At 38.9% G+C, this 20,647-nt stretch carries 14 protein-coding genes; 11 read left to right on the top strand and 3 right to left on the bottom strand.

Annotation, left to right across the window (positions count from 1 at the left end; translation table 11 throughout):
- Window positions 1–9: 9 nt before the first annotated feature.
- Window positions 10–3,207 carry a SusC/RagA family TonB-linked outer membrane protein gene (locus LDB17_RS11020; RefSeq protein ID WP_252637084.1) on the bottom strand — a complete coding sequence of 1,066 codons (3,198 nt, stop codon included), beginning with the start codon at window positions 3,205–3,207 and terminating at the stop codon, window positions 10–12.
- A gap of 257 nt (window positions 3,208–3,464) precedes the next feature.
- Window positions 3,465–3,683 (bottom strand): helix-turn-helix domain-containing protein, encoded by a 219-nt coding sequence (locus LDB17_RS11015; RefSeq protein WP_006841523.1) that lies wholly within the window; start codon window positions 3,681–3,683, stop codon window positions 3,465–3,467.
- 254 nt (window positions 3,684–3,937) lie between these two features.
- Between LDB17_RS11015 and LDB17_RS11010 the strand changes: the two genes are divergently transcribed.
- The 11 genes from LDB17_RS11010 (at window position 3,938) to tatC (ending at window position 18,255) form a co-directional block, all read left to right on the top strand.
- A complete protein-coding gene (locus LDB17_RS11010; RefSeq protein ID WP_252637082.1) occupies window positions 3,938–6,973 on the top strand; it encodes a SusC/RagA family TonB-linked outer membrane protein in 3,036 nt (1,011 codons plus the stop codon).
- Window positions 6,974–6,986: 13 nt separating this feature from the next.
- A complete protein-coding gene (locus LDB17_RS11005; protein ID WP_252637081.1) occupies window positions 6,987–8,699 on the top strand; it encodes a RagB/SusD family nutrient uptake outer membrane protein in 1,713 nt (570 codons plus the stop codon).
- A 193-nt stretch (window positions 8,700–8,892) separates the two neighbouring features.
- The gene (locus tag LDB17_RS11000; RefSeq protein WP_252637080.1) at window positions 8,893–9,906 is read left to right on the top strand and encodes a Gfo/Idh/MocA family protein; all 1,014 of its coding nucleotides are present in this window, start codon (window positions 8,893–8,895) and stop codon (window positions 9,904–9,906) included.
- A gap of 378 nt (window positions 9,907–10,284) precedes the next feature.
- On the top strand, window positions 10,285–10,779 hold the full coding sequence (locus LDB17_RS10995) for a DoxX family protein (protein ID WP_135106623.1): 495 nt from the start codon (window positions 10,285–10,287) through the stop codon (window positions 10,777–10,779).
- Window positions 10,780–10,784: 5 nt separating this feature from the next.
- Entirely contained in the window at window positions 10,785–12,476 is a 1,692-nt protein-coding gene (locus LDB17_RS10990; RefSeq protein WP_252637078.1) for a Gfo/Idh/MocA family protein, read from the top strand.
- An 86-nt stretch (window positions 12,477–12,562) separates the two neighbouring features.
- Window positions 12,563–14,038 carry a Gfo/Idh/MocA family protein gene (locus LDB17_RS10985; RefSeq protein ID WP_252637076.1) on the top strand — a complete coding sequence of 492 codons (1,476 nt, stop codon included), beginning with the start codon at window positions 12,563–12,565 and terminating at the stop codon, window positions 14,036–14,038.
- Between the two features lie 38 nt (window positions 14,039–14,076).
- A complete protein-coding gene (locus LDB17_RS10980; protein ID WP_006841530.1) occupies window positions 14,077–14,964 on the top strand; it encodes a DUF1080 domain-containing protein in 888 nt (295 codons plus the stop codon).
- 88 nt (window positions 14,965–15,052) lie between these two features.
- Window positions 15,053–15,943, top strand: coding sequence for a sugar phosphate isomerase/epimerase (locus LDB17_RS10975; protein ID WP_252637074.1), 891 nt, complete (start codon window positions 15,053–15,055; stop codon window positions 15,941–15,943).
- Window positions 15,944–16,081: 138 nt separating this feature from the next.
- Window positions 16,082–17,050: an FAD:protein FMN transferase gene (locus LDB17_RS10970; RefSeq protein ID WP_252637072.1), complete on the top strand. Its 969-nt coding sequence runs from the start codon at window positions 16,082–16,084 to the stop codon at window positions 17,048–17,050.
- Between the two features lie 135 nt (window positions 17,051–17,185).
- A complete protein-coding gene (gene tatA, locus LDB17_RS10965) occupies window positions 17,186–17,389 on the top strand; it encodes a twin-arginine translocase TatA/TatE family subunit (RefSeq protein ID WP_006841533.1) in 204 nt (67 codons plus the stop codon).
- Window positions 17,390–17,403: 14 nt separating this feature from the next.
- Complete coding sequence (gene tatC / locus LDB17_RS10960) at window positions 17,404–18,255, top strand: twin-arginine translocase subunit TatC (protein WP_252637071.1); 852 nt, start codon at window positions 17,404–17,406, stop codon at window positions 18,253–18,255.
- Between the two features lie 131 nt (window positions 18,256–18,386).
- Here the strand turns inward: tatC and pnp are convergent, their stop codons facing one another.
- Entirely contained in the window at window positions 18,387–20,558 is a 2,172-nt protein-coding gene (gene pnp / locus LDB17_RS10955; protein ID WP_252637069.1) for a polyribonucleotide nucleotidyltransferase, read from the bottom strand.
- Between the last annotated feature and the right edge of the window lie 89 nt (window positions 20,559–20,647).

The raw sequence follows: 20,647 nt of genomic DNA, 5'->3' as shown, positions 1-20,647 counted from the left end.
TAGTTTATTTTAAAATTTGAAACCAAGATTTATACCGTAGGTCACAGGAGTAGGTAGGTTACCGCCTTCTATACCTTGTACATTACCACTACTATTGGTCAGTTCGGGATCGATATCCTTGCTCTTGGTATAAATATTCCATAAGTTGCGGGCATAAGCCGTTACGTTTATAGTCTTAACTTTCCATTTTGGAAGATTGAATGTATATCCAAGAGTTAACTCACGAAGTTTAATAAATGTAGCATCAAAAACGGTATATGCTGTTGGTCCGTTATACTGATTCTGTGCCCATGCCTGAGCAGTTACACGCTTGTCGTTTGTAGCCGTATTAGAAACAGTATATGTTCCGTCGGCATTAAATACAACATTACCGGTAACGCCATCAAGTACAATACCATCTTCACGAATATTATTTGCTGCTGTAGATTCTAAGATACCTGAGTACATACCCACTTTGTAAGTCTGAGAGAAGAATTTACCTCCAACCCTCGAATCAATCAGGAATCCGAATGTAAAATCTTTGTATCTCAGCTGGTTCTGGAAACTCCACAAGAAATCAGGCAATACGCTCCCAAGCGAAGCAAACTGATCGGTACGCATATATACGCCATCACTGTTTACTACTTTCTTTCCATCAGGCGCATATACAAAATCATAGCCTTTTATCTGTCCGTAACTCTCGCCTTCTTGTGCGACAAGCGAAACCAAAGTATTACTCAATTGTAATGTATTGACTGCATCAGACAATTTGATAATTTTATTACTGTTTTTTGAGAAGTTTGCAATTGCTGTCCAGTCCCAATCTTTTTGACGGATCGGATTCACGGTCAACGTAGCCTCAATACCCTTGTTGTTTATCTTCCCTGCATTGATCAATTTATAACTATATCCGAAAGCATCTGATGTAGGTAATTGTATGATCTGATTACGGCTATTATTATTGTAATAAGTAACATCCAATCCGATCAGATTATTAAATAATTGCAATTGCAATCCTGCCTCCCAAGATGATGTAATCTCAGGCTTTAGATTAGGATTATTTAATTTATCTGATAAAGTATAAGATATATTTCCGTCAAATGCATTCAAAGCCTCATAAGTTTTATACAACTGATAAGGATCAGTATCGTTACCAACTTCTGCCCAGCCTAAGCGGACTTTACCGAATGACAGCCAGTTCTGATCTTTAAATGCCGGAAGCTCTGTGAATACAAAAGATGATGTAAGGGATGGGTACAAGAACGAATTATTATCTGTAGGTAAGGTCGATGACCAGTCGTTACGGATAGTTCCATCTAGGTACAAAATACTTTTCCAGCCATACGAAACACTTCCGTATACTGATGATATTGCTTTCTTATAAAGACCTGTAGACGGGTTTATAATGACAGAGGAAGCATTATTCAAGCTATAATATGCCGGAATCATAAGTCCGCCGGATGTTTGTATATCGCTTACACGTCTGTTACGTCTCATATAATTGGCCCCAAGGTTAGCGATTAAAGAGTGATCACCCCAACGGTTATTTGATGTTGCCAAGAATTCATAATTAAACTCATCAAACTTTTGGGAATATTCCTGATACATCGACTGCGAACGAGAGTAATATGCAATACGATCTTGCGAATTGTATTGATACACATCACCATTTATACGTCCTGTCAGACTCAACCATTTAGTCGGGGTAATCACTAAACCTATATTACCATACAACCTGTCTCTGTTCTCTTTCAGATAACTTTCGTAGGCTGACCAATAAGGATTATCTATATATTTTGTTTTCTCGGCAGCTGTTGTATTTTCCCAGCTTGTACGATTCCATGCACGAGGTGTACCATCGGCACGTTTATATTCACTTAATCTTTTATAATCTACCTGTACTTGTCCCCATTGATATGCTTCGAGGATAATATTACGGTTCGAAGCTCCTGTCCACGGACGACCTGTAGATTTATTATTTATATAGTTTACATTTCCGAAAAATGAAACCAGATCTCCTTTTGTACTACCCGATATATTCACTGCATTTCTGCTCAAGGAAGAATTGGGTACTGTACCTTTTACATTCTTATTGGTAAATGATACACGAAATGCACTACTTGATGAATTCTTTGAGAACGCTATATTATTTGTATTGGATACTCCTGTACGAAAAAAATCGTTAATATCATTCTTTGGATAAACCCAAGGCTCAGGATTCAAATAATCATTGGCATACTCAGGATCGAGATTATACCAGTGTAATACAGGTGTCCCGTCGAGCTTTGGACCCCAGCTCTCATCAGCCGCGTAATCTACCACATTGTATTCTTTTCCGTCTATGGTTACCTTTTGGAACGAAGTACTATATCCACCACCATATAATTTCTGACGTTTGGGCAGCCTTACTACATTTTCAAGCTCGATACCCGTATTTACCTGAATATCTAAACGATCAGTATTACTACTGCCTTTCTTTGTTGTGATGAGTATCACACCATTTGCTGCACGTGTTCCATAAAGAGCTGCAGCCGAAGGGCCTTTCAAAACATTTATATCTGCTATGTCGTCCGGATTTATATCCTGTATTGTACTTCCAACATCTTTTCCTGCACTACCATTAATTGTAGAAGAGGTATTCATGTCGGTATTATCGAGAGGTACTCCGTCGATAATATACAATGGCTGATTATTTCCTGTAATCGAATTTATACCACGCAGCGTTACACGAGAAGATCCTCCCATATTTCCTCCACTAGATATAACTTGCAAGCCTGATATTTTTCCAGAAAGAGCACTCAACACATTGGTTGGTCTTGTCTCGAGAGCTTTCCCGGATACGGCTTGTACGGCATAACCCAAAGCCTTTTTTTCGCGAGGGATATTTAATGAAGTCACTACAACTTCATCCAATTCGGTACTATTTTCTTTCAAAACCACATCTATCGGTTTGTTCGATAATACTTCAACCTGATGTGTTTCAAATCCTAAATATGAGAATATCAGAATTTCGTTTTTTTTCACTGATATGGAGTAATGACCATCTATATCCGTCAGGGTTCCCGACTGAGCATTACCCTTCACTTGTATTGTCACCCCGGGCAGGTCTGTACCTCCAGCATCTGTTACATGTCCTTTTATAGTGTATATGTCGCCTGTTTGTGCGGAAACAAATAAAGTAAGAACAGTAAATAATAACAGTAACTTTAATTTTCTAAAATTTAGCATAACCTTTTTATAATTTAACTCAAACAATCTTTATAGATATATTAGATATTTATTTGTTAAAAACAGATAATATCTATCACAAAAGTATAATGAGCAAATTAGGTATGAAATCCCCTTGATGTGGTATATTTATACCTCAAACATGGTATGCTTTTTATGAGTTTGATAAAATGGCCATCCGTATGAAAAAATCGACATTTTCATAAAACACTAACGAGCAACAATATAAAATCGCCCAGAGATTTTAGTTTGTCTGCTTAATCTACATCTACTATTTCAGGCAATTTAACATTTAATGCCTGACCTATCTTATACAATGTTATTATTGTTGGATTTGTACGCCCTTTTTCTATTCGTATCAGATTATTATATTCTATATCCAGCATATCTGCCAAATCCATTATGGATAAGTTTTTACCCTCCCTTATATTCCTGATTTTCAAACCAATTTTCCTTTTGAGGATCTCCTTATCCATATTTAAACTATCATTAATGATTGTTGTTAAAGAAAATTGTTTAGATTTGCATTTCAACAATCTTTAATGATTGTTTTGTTAAAAGGAGTATGTTGAAAATCCTATTTAACAGAGTAAGCCCAAATATTAAACATTTTTAAGGAGATGCCCGCCATGAAAACATAGTATTCAAAAGCCTAAAACTAAAATCACACCACACCTTAATCAAAATCCCAAAATTTAAAGTCGATTATTAACAATTTTACTTAAAATTGATGAAGACACAACAAAAATTTAATACCCGGCCTATCAGATCATTCAAAATGTTTTCCTTATTAACTTTTACAATAGCAGGAATCACATTATGCCCATACAACCTTCAGGCCTCCGACCGAAACGATACGAATAAAGCCATAGTGCATGAAACAACACCTTTGCAAAAAGGTAAAACAGTAACAGTAACAGTAAGCGACAATGTTGGCCCTGTAGTTGGCGCCAATGTAGCGGTAAAAGGAACTACAAATGGAAATATCACAGATATCGATGGAATAGCTAGATTGGACAACGTGCCCGAAAATGCTACCTTGCTTATTTCATTTGTAGGATATATATCGAAAGAAATATCCGTAGCCGGACAAACATCTTTTAACGTACAGCTACAAGAAGACACCAAAACACTGGATGAGGTAGTCGTAATTGGATATGGTACATTAGAGAAGAAGCAAGTGACCAGTTCTGTAACATCCATATCAGCAAAAGACCTGATGACAGGAGTAGGCGGATCGGACGTATCCTCCGCTTTGCAAGGTAGAGTTAGCGGACTTATTATGAACAATATCGGTAGTGCAAATGCAGGAACTACATTCCAGCTGCGAGGGATGACTTCTATAAACTCAGGGAAGTCGCCTCTTATCGTTATTGATGGGTTTCCGGGAGGGGACATACGCTCACTCTCGCAAGACGATATCTTGACTATCGACGTCCTTAAAGATGCCTCTGCCGGAGCTATCTATGGAACACGTGCTGCATCGGGTGTAATACTCATTACCACCAAAAGCGGATCGAATACAAGCGGTAAGGTGAAAATGACCTACTCGACCGAAATGACAAAGAAACAAAATTACGGAGCTCCAGAGATGCTAACAGGAAGAGAATATGCAGAGCATAAGATCGGTACAGATTATGGTACAGATACAAATTGGTGGAAAGAGCTTATCAACGATGATAACTTTTCACAAAAACACCATCTTTCTCTCGAAGCCGGAACAGAGAATGCCCAAATATATTCTTCCTTTTTTTATGAAAAAAATCAGGGAATTTCAATCAAAGATGAGCGTCAGGATTATGGAGGAAGATTTAACGCCAACTTTAAAGTTCTTGATGGATGGCTCGAAATCAGACCGAGCGTAGATTATCGTCAGGCGATGCGCAATAACAACTATCCAAACTTCCAGCAGGCGATGCGCAACAACCCAACCAGATCTCCTTACGACCCTGATAGCGAAACAGGCTACAATGTATGGACCAACGAAACACTGGACTATAACGTTTTAGCTGATGCCAACCTGAGTACTTACGAAGGACTGGACAAATGGTTCAAGCCTGAAGCTACTTTCAAATTGAATATAAAACCTATACCCGGCCTGTCATTTCAGCAAGTAATAGGATATGAAAACCGCCAGTGGGAATATCATTTCTACAAATCGCGCTATCACCGAGAAGAGATAGAAGACAGACGAAGAGGAGCCGCAACCCTCACTTTCGACAAAACAGAAAATCTTACTTCCGAAGGTTTCGCAACTTACATCAAAGAATTTGATGGCGGACATGTACTAAATGCTGTAGCAGGGTATTCTTATTTTGAGAAAAACGGTGAAGGATTTAGTGTTTCCAATTACGATTTCGATGTAGATGGAATAAAATTTTGGAACATCGGTGCCGGATCCTACCTGAGTGATGGTAAAGCCGGAATGAGTTCAGGCAAAAGTATTACAGAACGCTTATTTTCTGTATTTGCACGTGCCAACTACTCGTATCAAAACAAGTATCTATTACAGGCTTCACTCAGACACGAAGGTTCATCGAAGTTTGCAGCAGACAACCGCTGGGCCGATTTCTGGTCTTTGTCGGGTGGATGGCGCATCTCTGGTGAAAAGTTTATGAAGAATATAAGCTGGATAGATGACCTCAAAGTTAGGGTTGGCTATGGAGTAACAGGTAATAACGACTTTAGCTCCTCTTATATGGCGGATATGCTGGGCTCCGATGCGTACTGGATGCTTCCTGACGGAACATGGGCATACTCATTTGGTAAAACTCAAAATATAAATCCAAACCTAGGATGGGAAGAAAAGAAAGAATGGAACTTCGGTTTGGATTATTCGCTTTTCGATGGTCGCCTATATGGTAAATTCGATTATTACAGACGTAAGATCGACAACCTTATCTACAGTGTTAAAGTTCCTCAACCACCATTCACACAAGGTTCTCAGTACCAAAACATAGGTAGTATGGAGAGTAAAGGATGGGAGTTTGAAATTGGCGGAGACATCATCCGTACTAAAGATTTCACATGGAACAGTAACCTCAACCTAGGTCACAACTCGGGTAAGATTCTTACTCTTTGGGGGAATAATACATATTACAACGGAAATGGGTTTCCTGCCCCGGGTAGCCCGGGAGATGCAGCACGCATAGAAGAAGGTTCTACAATAGGCGCATTCTATCTTTGGAAGTTTGCGGGATTCGACGATGATGGAAAATTCTTACTCTACAACAAAGAAGGAAAAATAATACCGGCATCGGAAAAAACCGAAAACGATAAACAATACATCGGAAATTATACACCTAAGCTCATCCTCGGATGGAGACATACCTTGCAGTATAAAAATCTCGATATGGGAATCAGTTTGCGAAGCTGGATCGACTTTGATGTATACAATGCCCTAAACATGTACTTCGGAATTCAGGGGCAGGGAAATACGAATGTATTAAAATCAGCATATGGCGAATTCAACCATATTAAAGGGGAAAAACAAATCTGTGATTATTATCTCGAAGACGGTACATTCTTAAAGATAGATGCGATCACACTCGGGTACACCCTTTCTATGAAGAAATATACGAAACTGATAGACCGCCTACGCATATACGGAACCGTAGGTAATGTATGCACCATTACCGGCTATAGCGGCATGAACCCCCAAGTGAATATCACAGGATGGGAAGGTGGTACGGAAAAATTCTGGTCAAGAGATGATTTTTATCCTACAACCCGCACTTATACATTAGGTCTTCAGTTAAATTTCTAAACATACACAAAAGATGAAAAAGTTTAAAATATATAATTCCGTCTTAATCGGAATTACGATTTGTCTATTCGCAATTACTTCGTGTAGCGTAGAACCTACATTTTATTCACAGGTAGTTCCTGAGACATTCTACACCTCTCAGGAAGCTGTTTGGGAACGTTTCAACCGTCCGTTTACACATTGGCGCTGGTATATTGCCAATAACGAACCTCGCTGGATGTTGCAAGAATTGGGTACCGATGAATTTTGCTTGCCTACACGTGGTAGCGACTGGTATAATGGAGCCTTGTATCAAAAATTCCATCACCATGAATACACTGAGGACATGGCTTTTATAGAAACAGGATGGACTAACTTTGCTATGGGAGTGGCTCTTGCATGGGATGCTCTCGAAGATTTAGAAAAAGTAAACTTCGATGCTTTGGGATTTGCTGAAGGTACACGAGAATCGATGCTAAATCAGCAAAAAGCACTTGTAGCCTCTTTCTATCTGGATGGTCTGGATTTCTTTGGAGGAGTACCTCTATATACTACTACACAGAGTGAAGTAAAAGGACGTTCTACAGATAAAGAGACTTTCGATTTTATAGAGAAATTACTCAAAGAAGCTATTCCTAATCTTCCTGTAAAAGAAGAGCTTGGCGGATTGGAAAACGGAAGTATCAATCGGGCTGCCGGAGCGGCTTTACTGGCTCGCCTTTATTTTAACGCCAAATCATATATCGGCGAAGAAAAGTATTCAGAAGCAGCAACAATCTGCCAGGATATCATTGACGGAAAATACGGCAAATACAAATTGGATACAGACTGGACAAATATATTCGGATTCGATAACGAAACTAGTCCCGAAATTATTTGGTCTGTACCAAGCGAGAATGCCAAGCTCGAAACTGACGGTATGTACTGGAGCTATATGGTACCTTACAACTACAAGAATTATTTGGGAGGACTAGAAGGCTCAGGTTCTAATAACGGTATTGGACTAATACCAAGCCTCGATCCGACAGGTAAAAAATATTCTCACAAATTGGGTGGTGCTTATGCCAAGTTCAACGATAACGACATTCGCAAACAACTATATGTATACGAAGGAGCCGGCAAGTATCGTGGAATGTTTATTGTAGGAGAACTTGTAAATCCTACAAATCCAAGCTGGACATGTACAGGGAGCCGCGAATACAGCGGAAAAACACTTGTAGTAAGAGATCAGGTTGCTTATTTTGCAAAAGTTGGATCGGCGGAATATCCGACATTGGAGTCACTTCCATCTACAATTGCCACAGCAGAAGAAGCTTCTTGTGTGCGTGTTACTAAACGTAGCCCACGTCCTAATCAGAGTGAGAAAAACCGCAAATTCGATCCGGACGTTCCTGTTATTCGTCTTGCAGAAATTTATTATACATTGGCAGAATGCAAAATGCGGGCTGGAGACAAAGATGGCGCAGCCGAATTGATCAATACTGTACGTAAACGCTATTTTGCAAATGGCAACGACCCTGATCCTGTAACGGGCTCTAAGCTGGATAAATATCGCATGCTGGATGAATGGCAATTAGAATTTTTGGCAGAAGGCAGAAGACGCACCGATTTAGTACGTTGGGATGCCTATGTAACAGAAAATTGGTGGGATCATAAAGCAACTAACAATACAGACCTGAATAGATTCCCTATTCACTATAGTCTGATAGGAGCAAACAATTTATTGAAGCAAAATCCCGGATATTAAAAATTAAAAATCTCTGTAGTGCATTCCTCTCTGTTTGCACTACAGAGATTTTAATCGATAAAATGACAACTAAATGCCCTCAAAGTCTCTAAAAATCTTTAATTAAGCAACAGTTTAAGAACAAATGAAATATTTTTATCTAGTTCCTTAAATAATAAATATTTACCTTTGTCTTTCTATAAATACATTATATATGGAATCGTTGGAAAATGGCTCATTTAAAGTCCGCTTCGGAGTTATAGGCACAAATTTTATAGTAGACAAAGTTCTGGAAGCGGCGAGACTTGACCATCGTTTCGAACTTGCAGCAATCTATTCCCGTACACAAGAACGTGCAGATGAATTTGCGAAGAAGCACAACGTTCCCCATACGTTCACTTCTCTTGAGGATATGGTTTCGAGCAATTTGATAGATGCGGTATATATTGCATCGCCGAATTCGCTACATGCTTCACAAAGCATTTTGTGTATGCAACATGGCAAACACGTATTTTGTGAAAAACCATTTGCATCGAATGCGAATGAAGTAAAAGCCATGATAGCGGCAGCCGAGAAGTATAATGTAAGGCTAATGGAAGCAATGAAGCCGACAATGACCCCAAACTTCTCTACAATAAAAGACAATCTAAAAGAAATAGGAACAATACGTAAATATTTCTCTTGTTATTGCCAATACTCCTCTCGGTACGACAAACTAAAAGAAGGCGTTATATTAAATGCTTTCGACCCGTCGTTATCTAACGGAGCAGTAATGGATTTGGGCGTATATACCATATATCCGATGGTGGTCTTATTCGGGCGACCTAAAAAAATTAGCGCTACAGGCCTTAAACTGTTTACAGGAGCCGATGGACAAGGAAGTGTTAATTTTGAATATGAAGACATGGATGCAACAGTCATGTATTCCAAAATAGCAGACTCGAGCCTACCAACAGAGATACAGGGAGAAGAGGGTACAATAACTGCCGACCGGATAAATATCATAAACAAAGTAACACTAAAAAAACGAGGAGGAGAGGAAACTATAATAAGTATTCCCAATCCTACACATGAGTATTATTTTGAAGTTGCAGAATTCATTGATCTAATTCAAAAAAATAGAAGAGAATCTACAATTAATAGCCTTGAGAATTCATTAATTACAATAGAAATTATTGATGAAATAAGGAAACAATTGGGGATAATTTATCCTGCAGATAGCATATAATATTAAATTGTCACAAATACGCGTTTGTTTTATTACATTATTTTGAATAAAAAAAGATTTTTGCTCTAAGAGATTTACTATTGTTATACAATTTATTATAAATACCAACTTTTTTTAACAGTAATGAGAGATTTACTTATTTAAAATATTCCTAGCTTTATTCCGCATTTTCATTTACTTTTTAGGATTGAATAAATGCTACCGTGATTGCACATTATAGCACTCATTAACAAAAACTTAAAGCCGTCTTGTTTGTCATTGACAAAATAGGCTCAAGACAACAAGAAAAATGCTCAGCTTTTTATAAATTATATGAACAATTAAACAATCTATATTTTAACTTTCTTGAAAAAGACAGAACTTATTATTTACTAACCCATGAATAAACTAACATCTTATTCGCGCCCTCAGACCCTCTGGCTGGTAATACTCAGATTACTGATTGGCTGGCATTTTTTATACGAAGGTCTTGTAAAACTCTTTAGTTCAAGTTGGACTGCTTATCCTTACCTTATGGATTCACGAGGATTTATGGCAGACTTCTTCCACAGTATTGCCGAAAACGCAGAATTTCTAGCCTTTTCGAATTATGTTAATATCTACGGATTAACACTTGTCGGACTCGGACTTATACTTGGTTGCTTTTCGCGTTATGCATCTATCGGAGGTATCGTTTTTCTTAGCCTATACTATTTGTCTCACATACCTTATATAGGCGCAAATTCTATGATGCCAACCGAAGGCTCTTATCTATGGATAGACAAGAACCTGATAGAGATAGGAGCATTGATGGTATTAATATATTTCCCTACCTCGCACATTATCGGATTTGACCGATACATTTCAAGATTATTAAAACGCAAAACAGCTTAACAAACATGACATCCGAAGATAAGATAGTTCCAGAGCCAAATAAAGACAACAACGCTCAGTCTAACGACAGTCAACTGCCCGAATCACAAGGCAGACGAGAAGCATTGAAGGCATTAGCTACAGTTCCTGTATTGGGAGCTTTAGCCTATGGTGTTTATAAGAAGCAAAAATATGATAAGACGATGCACGATGTGAGCGACGTCTTTAAATTAAGTAAAGAAACAGCAACTATCCCCGAACTACAGCCAAACGGAAAACAGATTCGATTAGGGATTATTGGTTGCGGCATCAGAGGAAAACAATTGTTAAGAGCTGCTGGATTTGCAACCCCAGAATCTCTCCAAAAGCTGATTGACTCTTCAAAAAAAGACAAAAAAGATAGTAGATATCAACTATTTAGAGAACAAGAAAACCTCAATATCGTCTTAACAGGCGTGTGCGACATATTCGATACATTTGCCGAAGAAGGTATTGCAGCCGGATCAAATATAAACAGGGAAGGTGTAGGCGGTAAACTGGGACCTGCTCCAAAACGATATCGTCACTATCAGGAAATGCTTGCAGCTGACGACATCGACGCCGTTATCATTGCTACACCCGATCACTGGCATAGCACAATGGCTATGGATGCAGCAAAAGCAGGAAAACATGTGTATGTAGAAAAACCGCTTTCGTGGACTGTACCCGAAACGTACATGATAAGAGAGGTTATTAAACAGACCGGCGTAGTTTTTCAGCTAGGACATCAAGGCAGACAGGTAGACAGCTACCATAAAGCTAAAGAGATATTAGACAAAGGATTACTTGGCCCTGTTACGCTTATAGAAGTTTGTACAAACCGTAATGATCCTAACGGAGCTTGGGTTTATGATATCCATCCTACAGCGAACCCACAGACAGTGGACTGGAAACAATTTGAGGGTGATCCTGAAAGAGTGAAAGAATATATGGACTATATGACAGCGCATAATCTTGCCAAATATGTAGGTCCGGATGCTAGAGACAAGTTTAGCCTCGAACGTTTCTTCCGTTGGCGTTGCTGGTGGGATTACAGTACAGGACTAAGTGGAGACTTGCTTACACACGAGTACGATGCTGTAAACCAATTGATGGGCGTCGGCATTCCTCATTCTGCAACTTCTTCCGGTGGTGTTTATTTCTTCAAGGATGGAAGAACCGTTCCGGATGTGCTGCAAACAACATTCGAATTCCCTGATAAAAATATGACAATGCTATATAGTGCAACATTAGCCAGCAACCGCAATAGGGGAAAAGTAATCATGGGGCACGATGCATCGATGGAAGTCGGAGATACGCTAACCGTTAAAGTAGATAGCGGATCGACAAGATACAAGGAGAAAATCGAGAAAGGAATCATCAAACCCGATGTACCTTTCTATACATACGTTCCGGGTAAAAGCAATGTAGACGCAGTAACTTCTGCCACCGAGCTGTATTTTGCTCAACGTGGTCTGCTATATTCGTATCTGGGAGGAAAGCGGTATGATACAACATTCCTTCATATCAGAGAATGGCTGGAGTGTATCCGCGACAACAGTAAGAAAACTTCTTGTGGTATCGATGCTGCTTTCGACGAAGCCATTACAGCACACATGGGAACTCGTGCATATCTGGAAGGTCGTACAATGTATTGGGATAAAGACAAAGAGGAAATAGTAAGAGGCGAAATAAATTAATATATTTACAATTTAGCAGTGAAAAGTGAAAACTAAAATATACCATTAAATCTAAAAACAATATTAACCAAAAAACAAAAAAAATTATGGCATCAGACATTTCGAGAAGAAAGTTCCTCTCAACAGGAGCAAAAGCCGCTATTGGACTGACGATCATCCCAAGCTCTGTATTGGGGAAAAACTTTGGGCATATAGCTCCGAGTGACAAATTGAATATTGCAGCTGTAGGTATTGGCGGCATGGGACATGCTAATATCAAAGCTGTGGAAGCTACAGAAAACATAGTCGGACTATGTGACGTAGACTGGAAATATGCTAAAGGCGTATTTGAAAGATTCCCAAATGCAAAAAAATATTGGGACTTCCGTAAGATGTACGACGAAATGGGCAAATCCATTGATGCGGTAATAGTAGCAACAGCAGACCATACACATGCCATCGTTTCTGCCGATGCAATGACAATGGGCAAACATGTGTACTGTCAAAAACCGCTTACTCATACAGTTTATGAATCACGCTTGCTAACTAAGTTGGCTAAAAAACATAAAGTCGCTACTCAAATGGGTAACCAAGGCTCATCGGGAGAAGGCGTTAACCTCGTTTGCGAATGGATTGCCAATGGCGAGATAGGTGAAGTAACAAAAGTTGAATGTGCTACCGACCGCCCTATTTGGCCACAGGGACTAAATGCTCCTGAAAAAGTAGATAAAATACCAAGCACCCTAAATTGGGACTTATTTTCAGGCCCTGCAAAGGTACGCCCTTACAATGCATTATATACTCCTTGGAACTGGCGTGGCTGGTGGGATTATGGTACAGGTGCATTAGGCGACATGGCTTGTCACATCATGCACCCGGTATTCAAAGGCTTGAATTTGGGCTACCCTACTAAAGTACAAGGTTCATCCACCTTGTTGTTGCAGGATTGCGCACCACAAGCACAACACGTTAAATTAACATTCCCTGCTCGCGATAATATGCCGAAAGTGGGTATGCCTGAAGTTGAAGTACATTGGTATGATGGCGGTATGATGCCAGATCGTCCGAAAGGTTTCCCTCAAGGAAAACAATTAATGGGCGAAGGTGGTGGATTGGTTATCTTCCATGGAACAAAAGATACGCTGATTTGCGGATGCTATGGAGTGAACCCTTGGTTGTTGTCTGGTCGCGTTCCGAAAGCACCTAAAACACAACGCCGTGTAGAAACATCTCACGAAATGGATTGGGTACGCGCTTGTAAGGAAGATGCCTCTAGTCGTGTAATGACTAAATCCGATTTCAGCGAAGCAGGTCCATTCAACGAAATGGTAGTAATGGGAGTATTGGCGATTCGTTTGCAGACCTTGAATAAGGAATTGTATTGGGATGGAGATAACATGAAGTTCACAAATATCGACCCTAACGAACAGATTAAGATATTAATCAAGGATGACTTCAAGATTGTTGACGGCGACCCTAAATTCAATAAGATCTGGACTGATCCTATCAATGCTCAGGAGTTTGCAAATGAACTGATCAAGCATACATATCGTCAGGGATGGAAATTACCTGATATGCCATAACTAAGTAATATTGTTTTAATTTAAAAATCAAAATAAAGATGAAAAAAATTATCTATTCATTAAGCTGTTGCATGATTGCCGGAGCATTTATTGCTTGTGGCGGTGGGGCTAAGAATGCTGAGAAAAAAGGGACTGATACTGATTCAACAAAAACAACTGAAGCAATGAAACCTGAATATACTGTATTAGACAAACCTCAAGTAGACCTGTCTAAATTCAAAAAAGATAAAGATGGTTATATCGTTATCTTCGATGGCAAAACATTCGACGGATGGCGTGGTTATGGAAAAGATGCTGTTCCGGGAAAGTGGGTTATCGACCAAGGAGCTATCAAATTTAATGGTAGCGGCGGCGGAGAAGCTCAAGAAAAAGACGGTGGCGACATTATCTTTGCTCACAAGTTCAAAAATTTCGAATTGGAACTAGAATGGAAAGTGGCTAAAGGAAGTAACTCCGGTATTTTCTATCTGGCACAAGAAGTTCAGACAAAAGATCCGAAAACCGGAGAGATGAAAATGGAACCTATCTATATTTCAGCTCCTGAAGCTCAAGTGTTAGACAATGCCAATCACCCTGATGCAAAAATGGGTAAAGACAACAACCGTCAATCAATGTCATTATATGATATGATTCCTGCTAAACCACAAAACGCTAAACCATTCGGTGAATGGAACAAAGCGAAAGTTATGGTTTACAAAGGAACTGTAGTTCATGGACAAAATGGCGAAAACGTAGTTGAGTATCATCTATGGACTCCACAATGGACAGAAATGCTTCAAGCAAGCAAATTTAGCGAAGAAAAATGGCCTTTGGCTTACGAATTGCTAAACAACTGCGGTGGACCTAACAGAGAAGGTTATATTGGTCTTCAAGATCATGGTGATGATGTTTGGTTCCGTAATATCAGAATCAAAATCCTTGACTAATAACTAGTTTTTTCTATTAAAATATCTTCCAAATCCTTGAAGGGCTTGCCCCTTCTTGGATTTGGCTTTTAAATAATCTTACATTATCATGAAAGTATCAATTATTATAGCTACTACTCTCCTTATGTTAGCTTCTTGCAATCCAAAAGCAGATGCAACTCAGCAACAAGCTGCACCTGTAAAGAAAGATATTTCTCTACAATTGTACTCGTTGAGAGACGACATTGCTAAAGACTATGATGCAACAATCAAGAAAGCCGGAGAAATGGGATTCACATCGGTAGAGGCTGCGAATTATGCAGACGGAAAATTCTATGGAAAAACACCTGAAGAATTTAAGGCAAGCATAGAAAAAGCCGGAATGAAAGTGCTTTCTTCTCATACAGGAAAAGGCCTTACAGAAAAAGAACTGGCTTCTAAAGATTTTACAGAAGCACTTAAATGGTGGGATCAAACTATTGCAGCGCACAAAGCAGCAGGAATGAAATACATTGTAACTCCATGGATGGATACACCTAAAACATTGAAAGACTTACAAACTTATTGTGAGTACTATAACGAAATAGGAAAGAGATGTAAAGAAAACGGTATGCTCTTTGGCTATCACAATCACGACTTCGAACTGAAAAATAAGATCGAAGATAAGGTTATGTACGACTACATGCTAGAAAACACAAACCCTGAATATGTATTCTTCGAAATGGATGTATACTGGGTAGTAAGAGGTGGAAAAAGCCCTGTAGATTATTTCAATAAATATAAAAACCGTTTCACTTTGCTGCATATCAAAGACAACAGAGAACTTGGACAAAGTGGTATGGTAGGCTTTGACGCCATCTTCAACAACACTGATGCTGCAGGAGTTAAACATCTTGTGGTAGAAGTAGAGCAATACAGCTTTACTCCTGAGGAAAGTGTAAAGAAAAGCCTTGACTATTTATTAAATTGTCCTTTAGTAAAAGAAAGCTACGACAAATAAGAAAAATTAGATATGCTTTTGTCAGATTGGACGGAGTAGTTTGAAGATCTATTTAGCAAATGTATATTTCTTTAAAGAAATTCTTCTCTCCGTTCATTATGACAAGCCGCATAGCTAAAAAAGTATATAAGCGAATAGATGAACGCAATAATGGCCGACAACGGCTCCTTCTACTACAATATACAAGGTAGAGCCGAAGGAACCAGTTATAATATTATATATCAAGATAGTGAAGATAGAGATTTTCAACCCGAAATAGAAGAGCTGCTTGCCAACTTTGAGAAATCATTATCGGTATATGACAATGAATCCATTATTTCGCGAGTCAACAGAAATGAAGACGTAGAAATAGATGATTATTTTTATACAGTCTTCAACAAAGCAAAAGAAATAAGTGCCCACACAGAAAATACTTTCGATATCTCGGCAGAGCCGCTATTCAGGGCCTGGGGATTTAGCTCTCAAGAAAAATGTCCGCCCAATAGGAAGCAGATAGAAGAGATGAGAAAGTATATAGGAATGGACAAAATAAGCATCAAGGACAGACGCATTGTAAAAGATCATCCCAATATTGTATTGAATGTAAATGCTATTGCAAAAGGATATTCTGCTGATATTGTAGCTTTATTCTTGGAACAGCATAAATGCCTTAATTATCTTGTAGAGATCGGAGGAGAAATTCGAGTAAGAGGAGAAAACCTTCATGGCGAAGACTGGAGAATAGGTATTGACCGCCCATCCGAAAGCAACCTCATTCCCGGACAAGACATGCAAGCTATTTTACAAATTACAAATAAAGGAATAGCGACTTCCGGAAATTACAGACAATTTTATATCGAAAATGGAGAAAAAATAACGCATACAATCAATCCGGCTACAGGCTATCCGGCACGGCATAATCTACTATCCACAACAGTGATAGCAAACGATTGCCTCACAGCAGATGCTTATGCCACAGCATTTCTGGTTGCGGGAGTAGACAAGTCGTTGGAATGGATAAATAACAACGCTGAGATTGAGGCTATATTTATCTGTGACGAGGATGGAGAGTATAAAATGTACTGCACTCCGGCATTAGAAGACAAGATCATTCAAGGAGACGAATAAGATGCCTTTCTTACTGTGTTAAAAAGAAATAAATATTAAAACATATCCGCTTTGTTAGATATTATTTGTATTATTTTGTCAACTGAAAACAATCTAATAGAAATAATATCATAAAGCACTAAAAAAACAAAAATCATGAATACCTTATTATTTTTAGGAAATCTGGGAACAGGTGAAATCATCATCATAGCCATAGTTGTACTTTTACTTTTCGGGGGACGCAAAATACCTGAACTAATGAAAGGACTAGGGAAAGGTATCAAAAACTTCAAAGAGGGAGTTAAAGGTATAGAAGATGATATAACCGGGGATAACGATACAACAACTAAAAAAGATTGATGTAGTATACTTCTATGGAAGAGAACAGTGAAGGAATGTCCTTTTGGGATCATTTAGAAGAACTACGGTGGACTCTTGTCAGGTCTATCATTGCCTTATTTGTTTTTGCGATACTTGGTTTTGCAATCATGCCGTATATATACGACAGCTGGATAATGGGTCCTACCCGTGCCGACTTTGTATTGTATAAATATCTATGTTATGTGACATCATCCGTGCCCTTTATGCCCGACTTCTGCGATGATACATTTCATATTAAGATTATAAACTATAATCTTACTTCGCAGTTTTTCAGGCACATGACCACTTCATTTTGGTTTGCTCTAATATTGACATTCCCATACCTTGCATTTGAAGTGTGGCGTTTTGTAAGCCCTGCTCTCTATTCTAATGAGAAGAAGAGTATCAGATGGGTATTTCTGTTCGGAACAGGTATGTTCTTTATCGGATGTGCTGTAGGATATTTTCTTGTATTCCCTATGACATTCCGATTCTTATCGACATACCAATTAAGTGAGATGATCGAGAATACAATTTCGCTCGATTCGTATATGGATAATTTCCTTACGTTAATATTCATCATGGGAATTGTATTCGAACTTCCTTTGGTATCGTGGCTTTTATCTCAATTGGGCTTTTTAAATAGATCTTTCTTTAAGAAATTTAGAAGACATGCCATTGTTGGACTATTGGTATTATCAGCCATAATCACTCCATCAGGAGATCCATTTACCCTTTCGGTTGTATTTGTGCCGCTTTATATGCTCTTTGAATTGAGCCGCTTTATGGTAAAACCTGCACCGAAAGAAACGGATGAGGAAGATGAGGATGAAGATACTGCCGATGTAGAAATAAAGACTTTGTAATAGTAAATATTACTTGGGAGAGAAATCATCAAGAGAATCTGCATTTCTATTAAAAGATAAAATATCGATAAATAAAAACCCCGATTGGTAACCAATCGGGGTTTTTATTATATATAAGATTTCTTATGCGCTTAAGCCTCTGCCGGAGCATCTCCGTTTGCCTTCTGTACAGGCTTTTCTGGTCTTGGAGGACGAGGAAGAAGAACCTTACGAGACAATTTAAACTTACCTGTCTTAGGGTCAATATCGATGAGTTTCACCTCAATCTTATCACCTTCTTTCAATCCTACTTTTTCCATGTCTTCTACACGATCCCACGAAATTTCAGAGATATGAAGCAATCCGTCTTTTCCTGGAAGGAATTCACAGAATGCACCGTAAGGCATTACCGAACGTACTTTTGCAGTATATACCTCTCCTACTTCTGGTACAGCAACAATTCCTCTAATCTTAGCCATTGCAGCTTCGATAGCAGTCTTGTTCGTAGCTGAAACTTCAACGCGTCCATAACCATCAATTTCTTCGATAGTAACAGTTGCTCCTGTTTCTTCCTGAATACCTTGAATAATTTTACCACCGGGTCCTATTACAGCTCCGATAAATTCTTTGCTGATAATTAGCACTTCGATACGTGGAGCATTTTCTTTGAAGTCGGCACGTGGTTCAGGTAATGTCTCAAGGATTTTACCCATAATATGCAAACGTCCTTCACGAGCTTGGTTCAATGCCTTCTCTAGAATTTCGTAAGAAAGTCCATCTACTTTTATATCCATCTGAGTAGCTGTGATACCATCTTTTGTTCCACAAACCTTAAAGTCCATGTCTCCCAGATGATCTTCGTCTCCCAAAATATCTGAAAGTACAGCAAAGTTAGTACCTTTCTTCTCTGAGATAAGTCCCATTGCTATACCTGTCACCGGCTTTTTAATCTTCACCCCTGCATCCATTAATGCCAATGTACCGGCACAAACTGTAGCCATAGATGAAGAGCCGTTCGACTCTAATATATCTGATACCACACGTATAACGTAAGGATAATCGGAAGGGATCATCGGTTTCAATGCACGGTGTGCAAGATTTCCATGACCGATTTCACGACGACCTACTCCACGTTGTGGTCTTGCTTCTCCTGTTGAAAACGGAGGGAAATTATAATGTAGAAGGAATCTCTCCTTACCATTGTTCAATACATCATCAATGATTTTCTCATCAAGCTTTGTACCTAATGTTACAGTTGTCAATGATTGTGTTTCACCACGTGTGAAAACAGCCGATCCGTGAGCTCCCGGAAGATAATCTACTTCGCTCCAGATAGGACGTATCTCTGTTGTTGTACGACCATCAAGACGTTTTCCTTCGTCTAAGATAGAACGACGCATCGCTTCTTTTTCTACATCATGGTAGTAACGAGAAATCAATGCACCTTTTTCGGCAAGCTCTTCTTCAGTGAGGTTCGCTTTATATTCTTCTTCTATAGCCTTGAAGTTATCTACACGCTCATGTTTGTTTGTATTTCCTGATGCTGCTACAGCAAAAGCTTTATCATAACATTTTTCCCAAACATCTTTGCGTAGGTCTTCGTCATTTGTTTCGTGGCTATATTCACGTTTTTTTGTAGTACCAACAAGCTCCATCAATTCAATCTGAGCCTGACATTGTACTTTAATCGCTTCGTGAGCAAACTTGATAGCTTCTAGCATTTCTGCTTCCGAAACTTCTTTCATTTCACCTTCCACCATCATAATGTTATCAATAGTAGCACCTACCATGATATCCATATCAGCTTTAGCTAATTGAGAAAATGTTGGATTTAAAATGAATTGTCCATCAACACGAGCTACTCTCACTTCTGAGATAGGACCATTGAACGGTATATCTGAAACAGCTAAAGCTGCCGAAGCTGCCAATCCGGCCAATGCATCAGGCATATCTTCACCGTCTGAAGAGAATAGAGTCACATTAACAAATACTTCCGCATGATAATCGTCCGGAAACAATGGACGAAGGGCACGGTCTACCAGGCGGCAAACCAATATTTCGTAATCTGAAGCACGTCCTTCTCGGCGTTGAAAACCTCCTGGGAAGCGGCCATATGCTGCAAATTTTTCTTTATACTCTACCTGTAAAGGCATAAAATCAACACCCGGATTTGCATCTTTTGCGGCACATACAGTGGCTAATAACATCGTATTACCCATCCGTACCATTACAGACCCATCAGCCTGTTTTGCCAATTTTCCGGTTTCAATGGTGATAGTCCTTCCATCACCTAAATCGATACTCTTTGTAATCGGATTAATCATAAATTTTTTTCTTAACGTCTTAAAATCAAACAAAGGTAAGTAAAGTTTTTGAAAATTAAGGGAATGGAGATCGAAAACTCCATCGGGAA

Source organism: Dysgonomonas sp. Shenzhen-Wh21 (assembly GCF_043392705.1).
Lineage (GTDB): Bacteria > Bacteroidota > Bacteroidia > Bacteroidales > Dysgonomonadaceae > Dysgonomonas.
The sequence above is the reverse complement of the archived record's forward strand: the minus strand, read 5'-3'. Positions and strand labels throughout refer to the sequence as shown.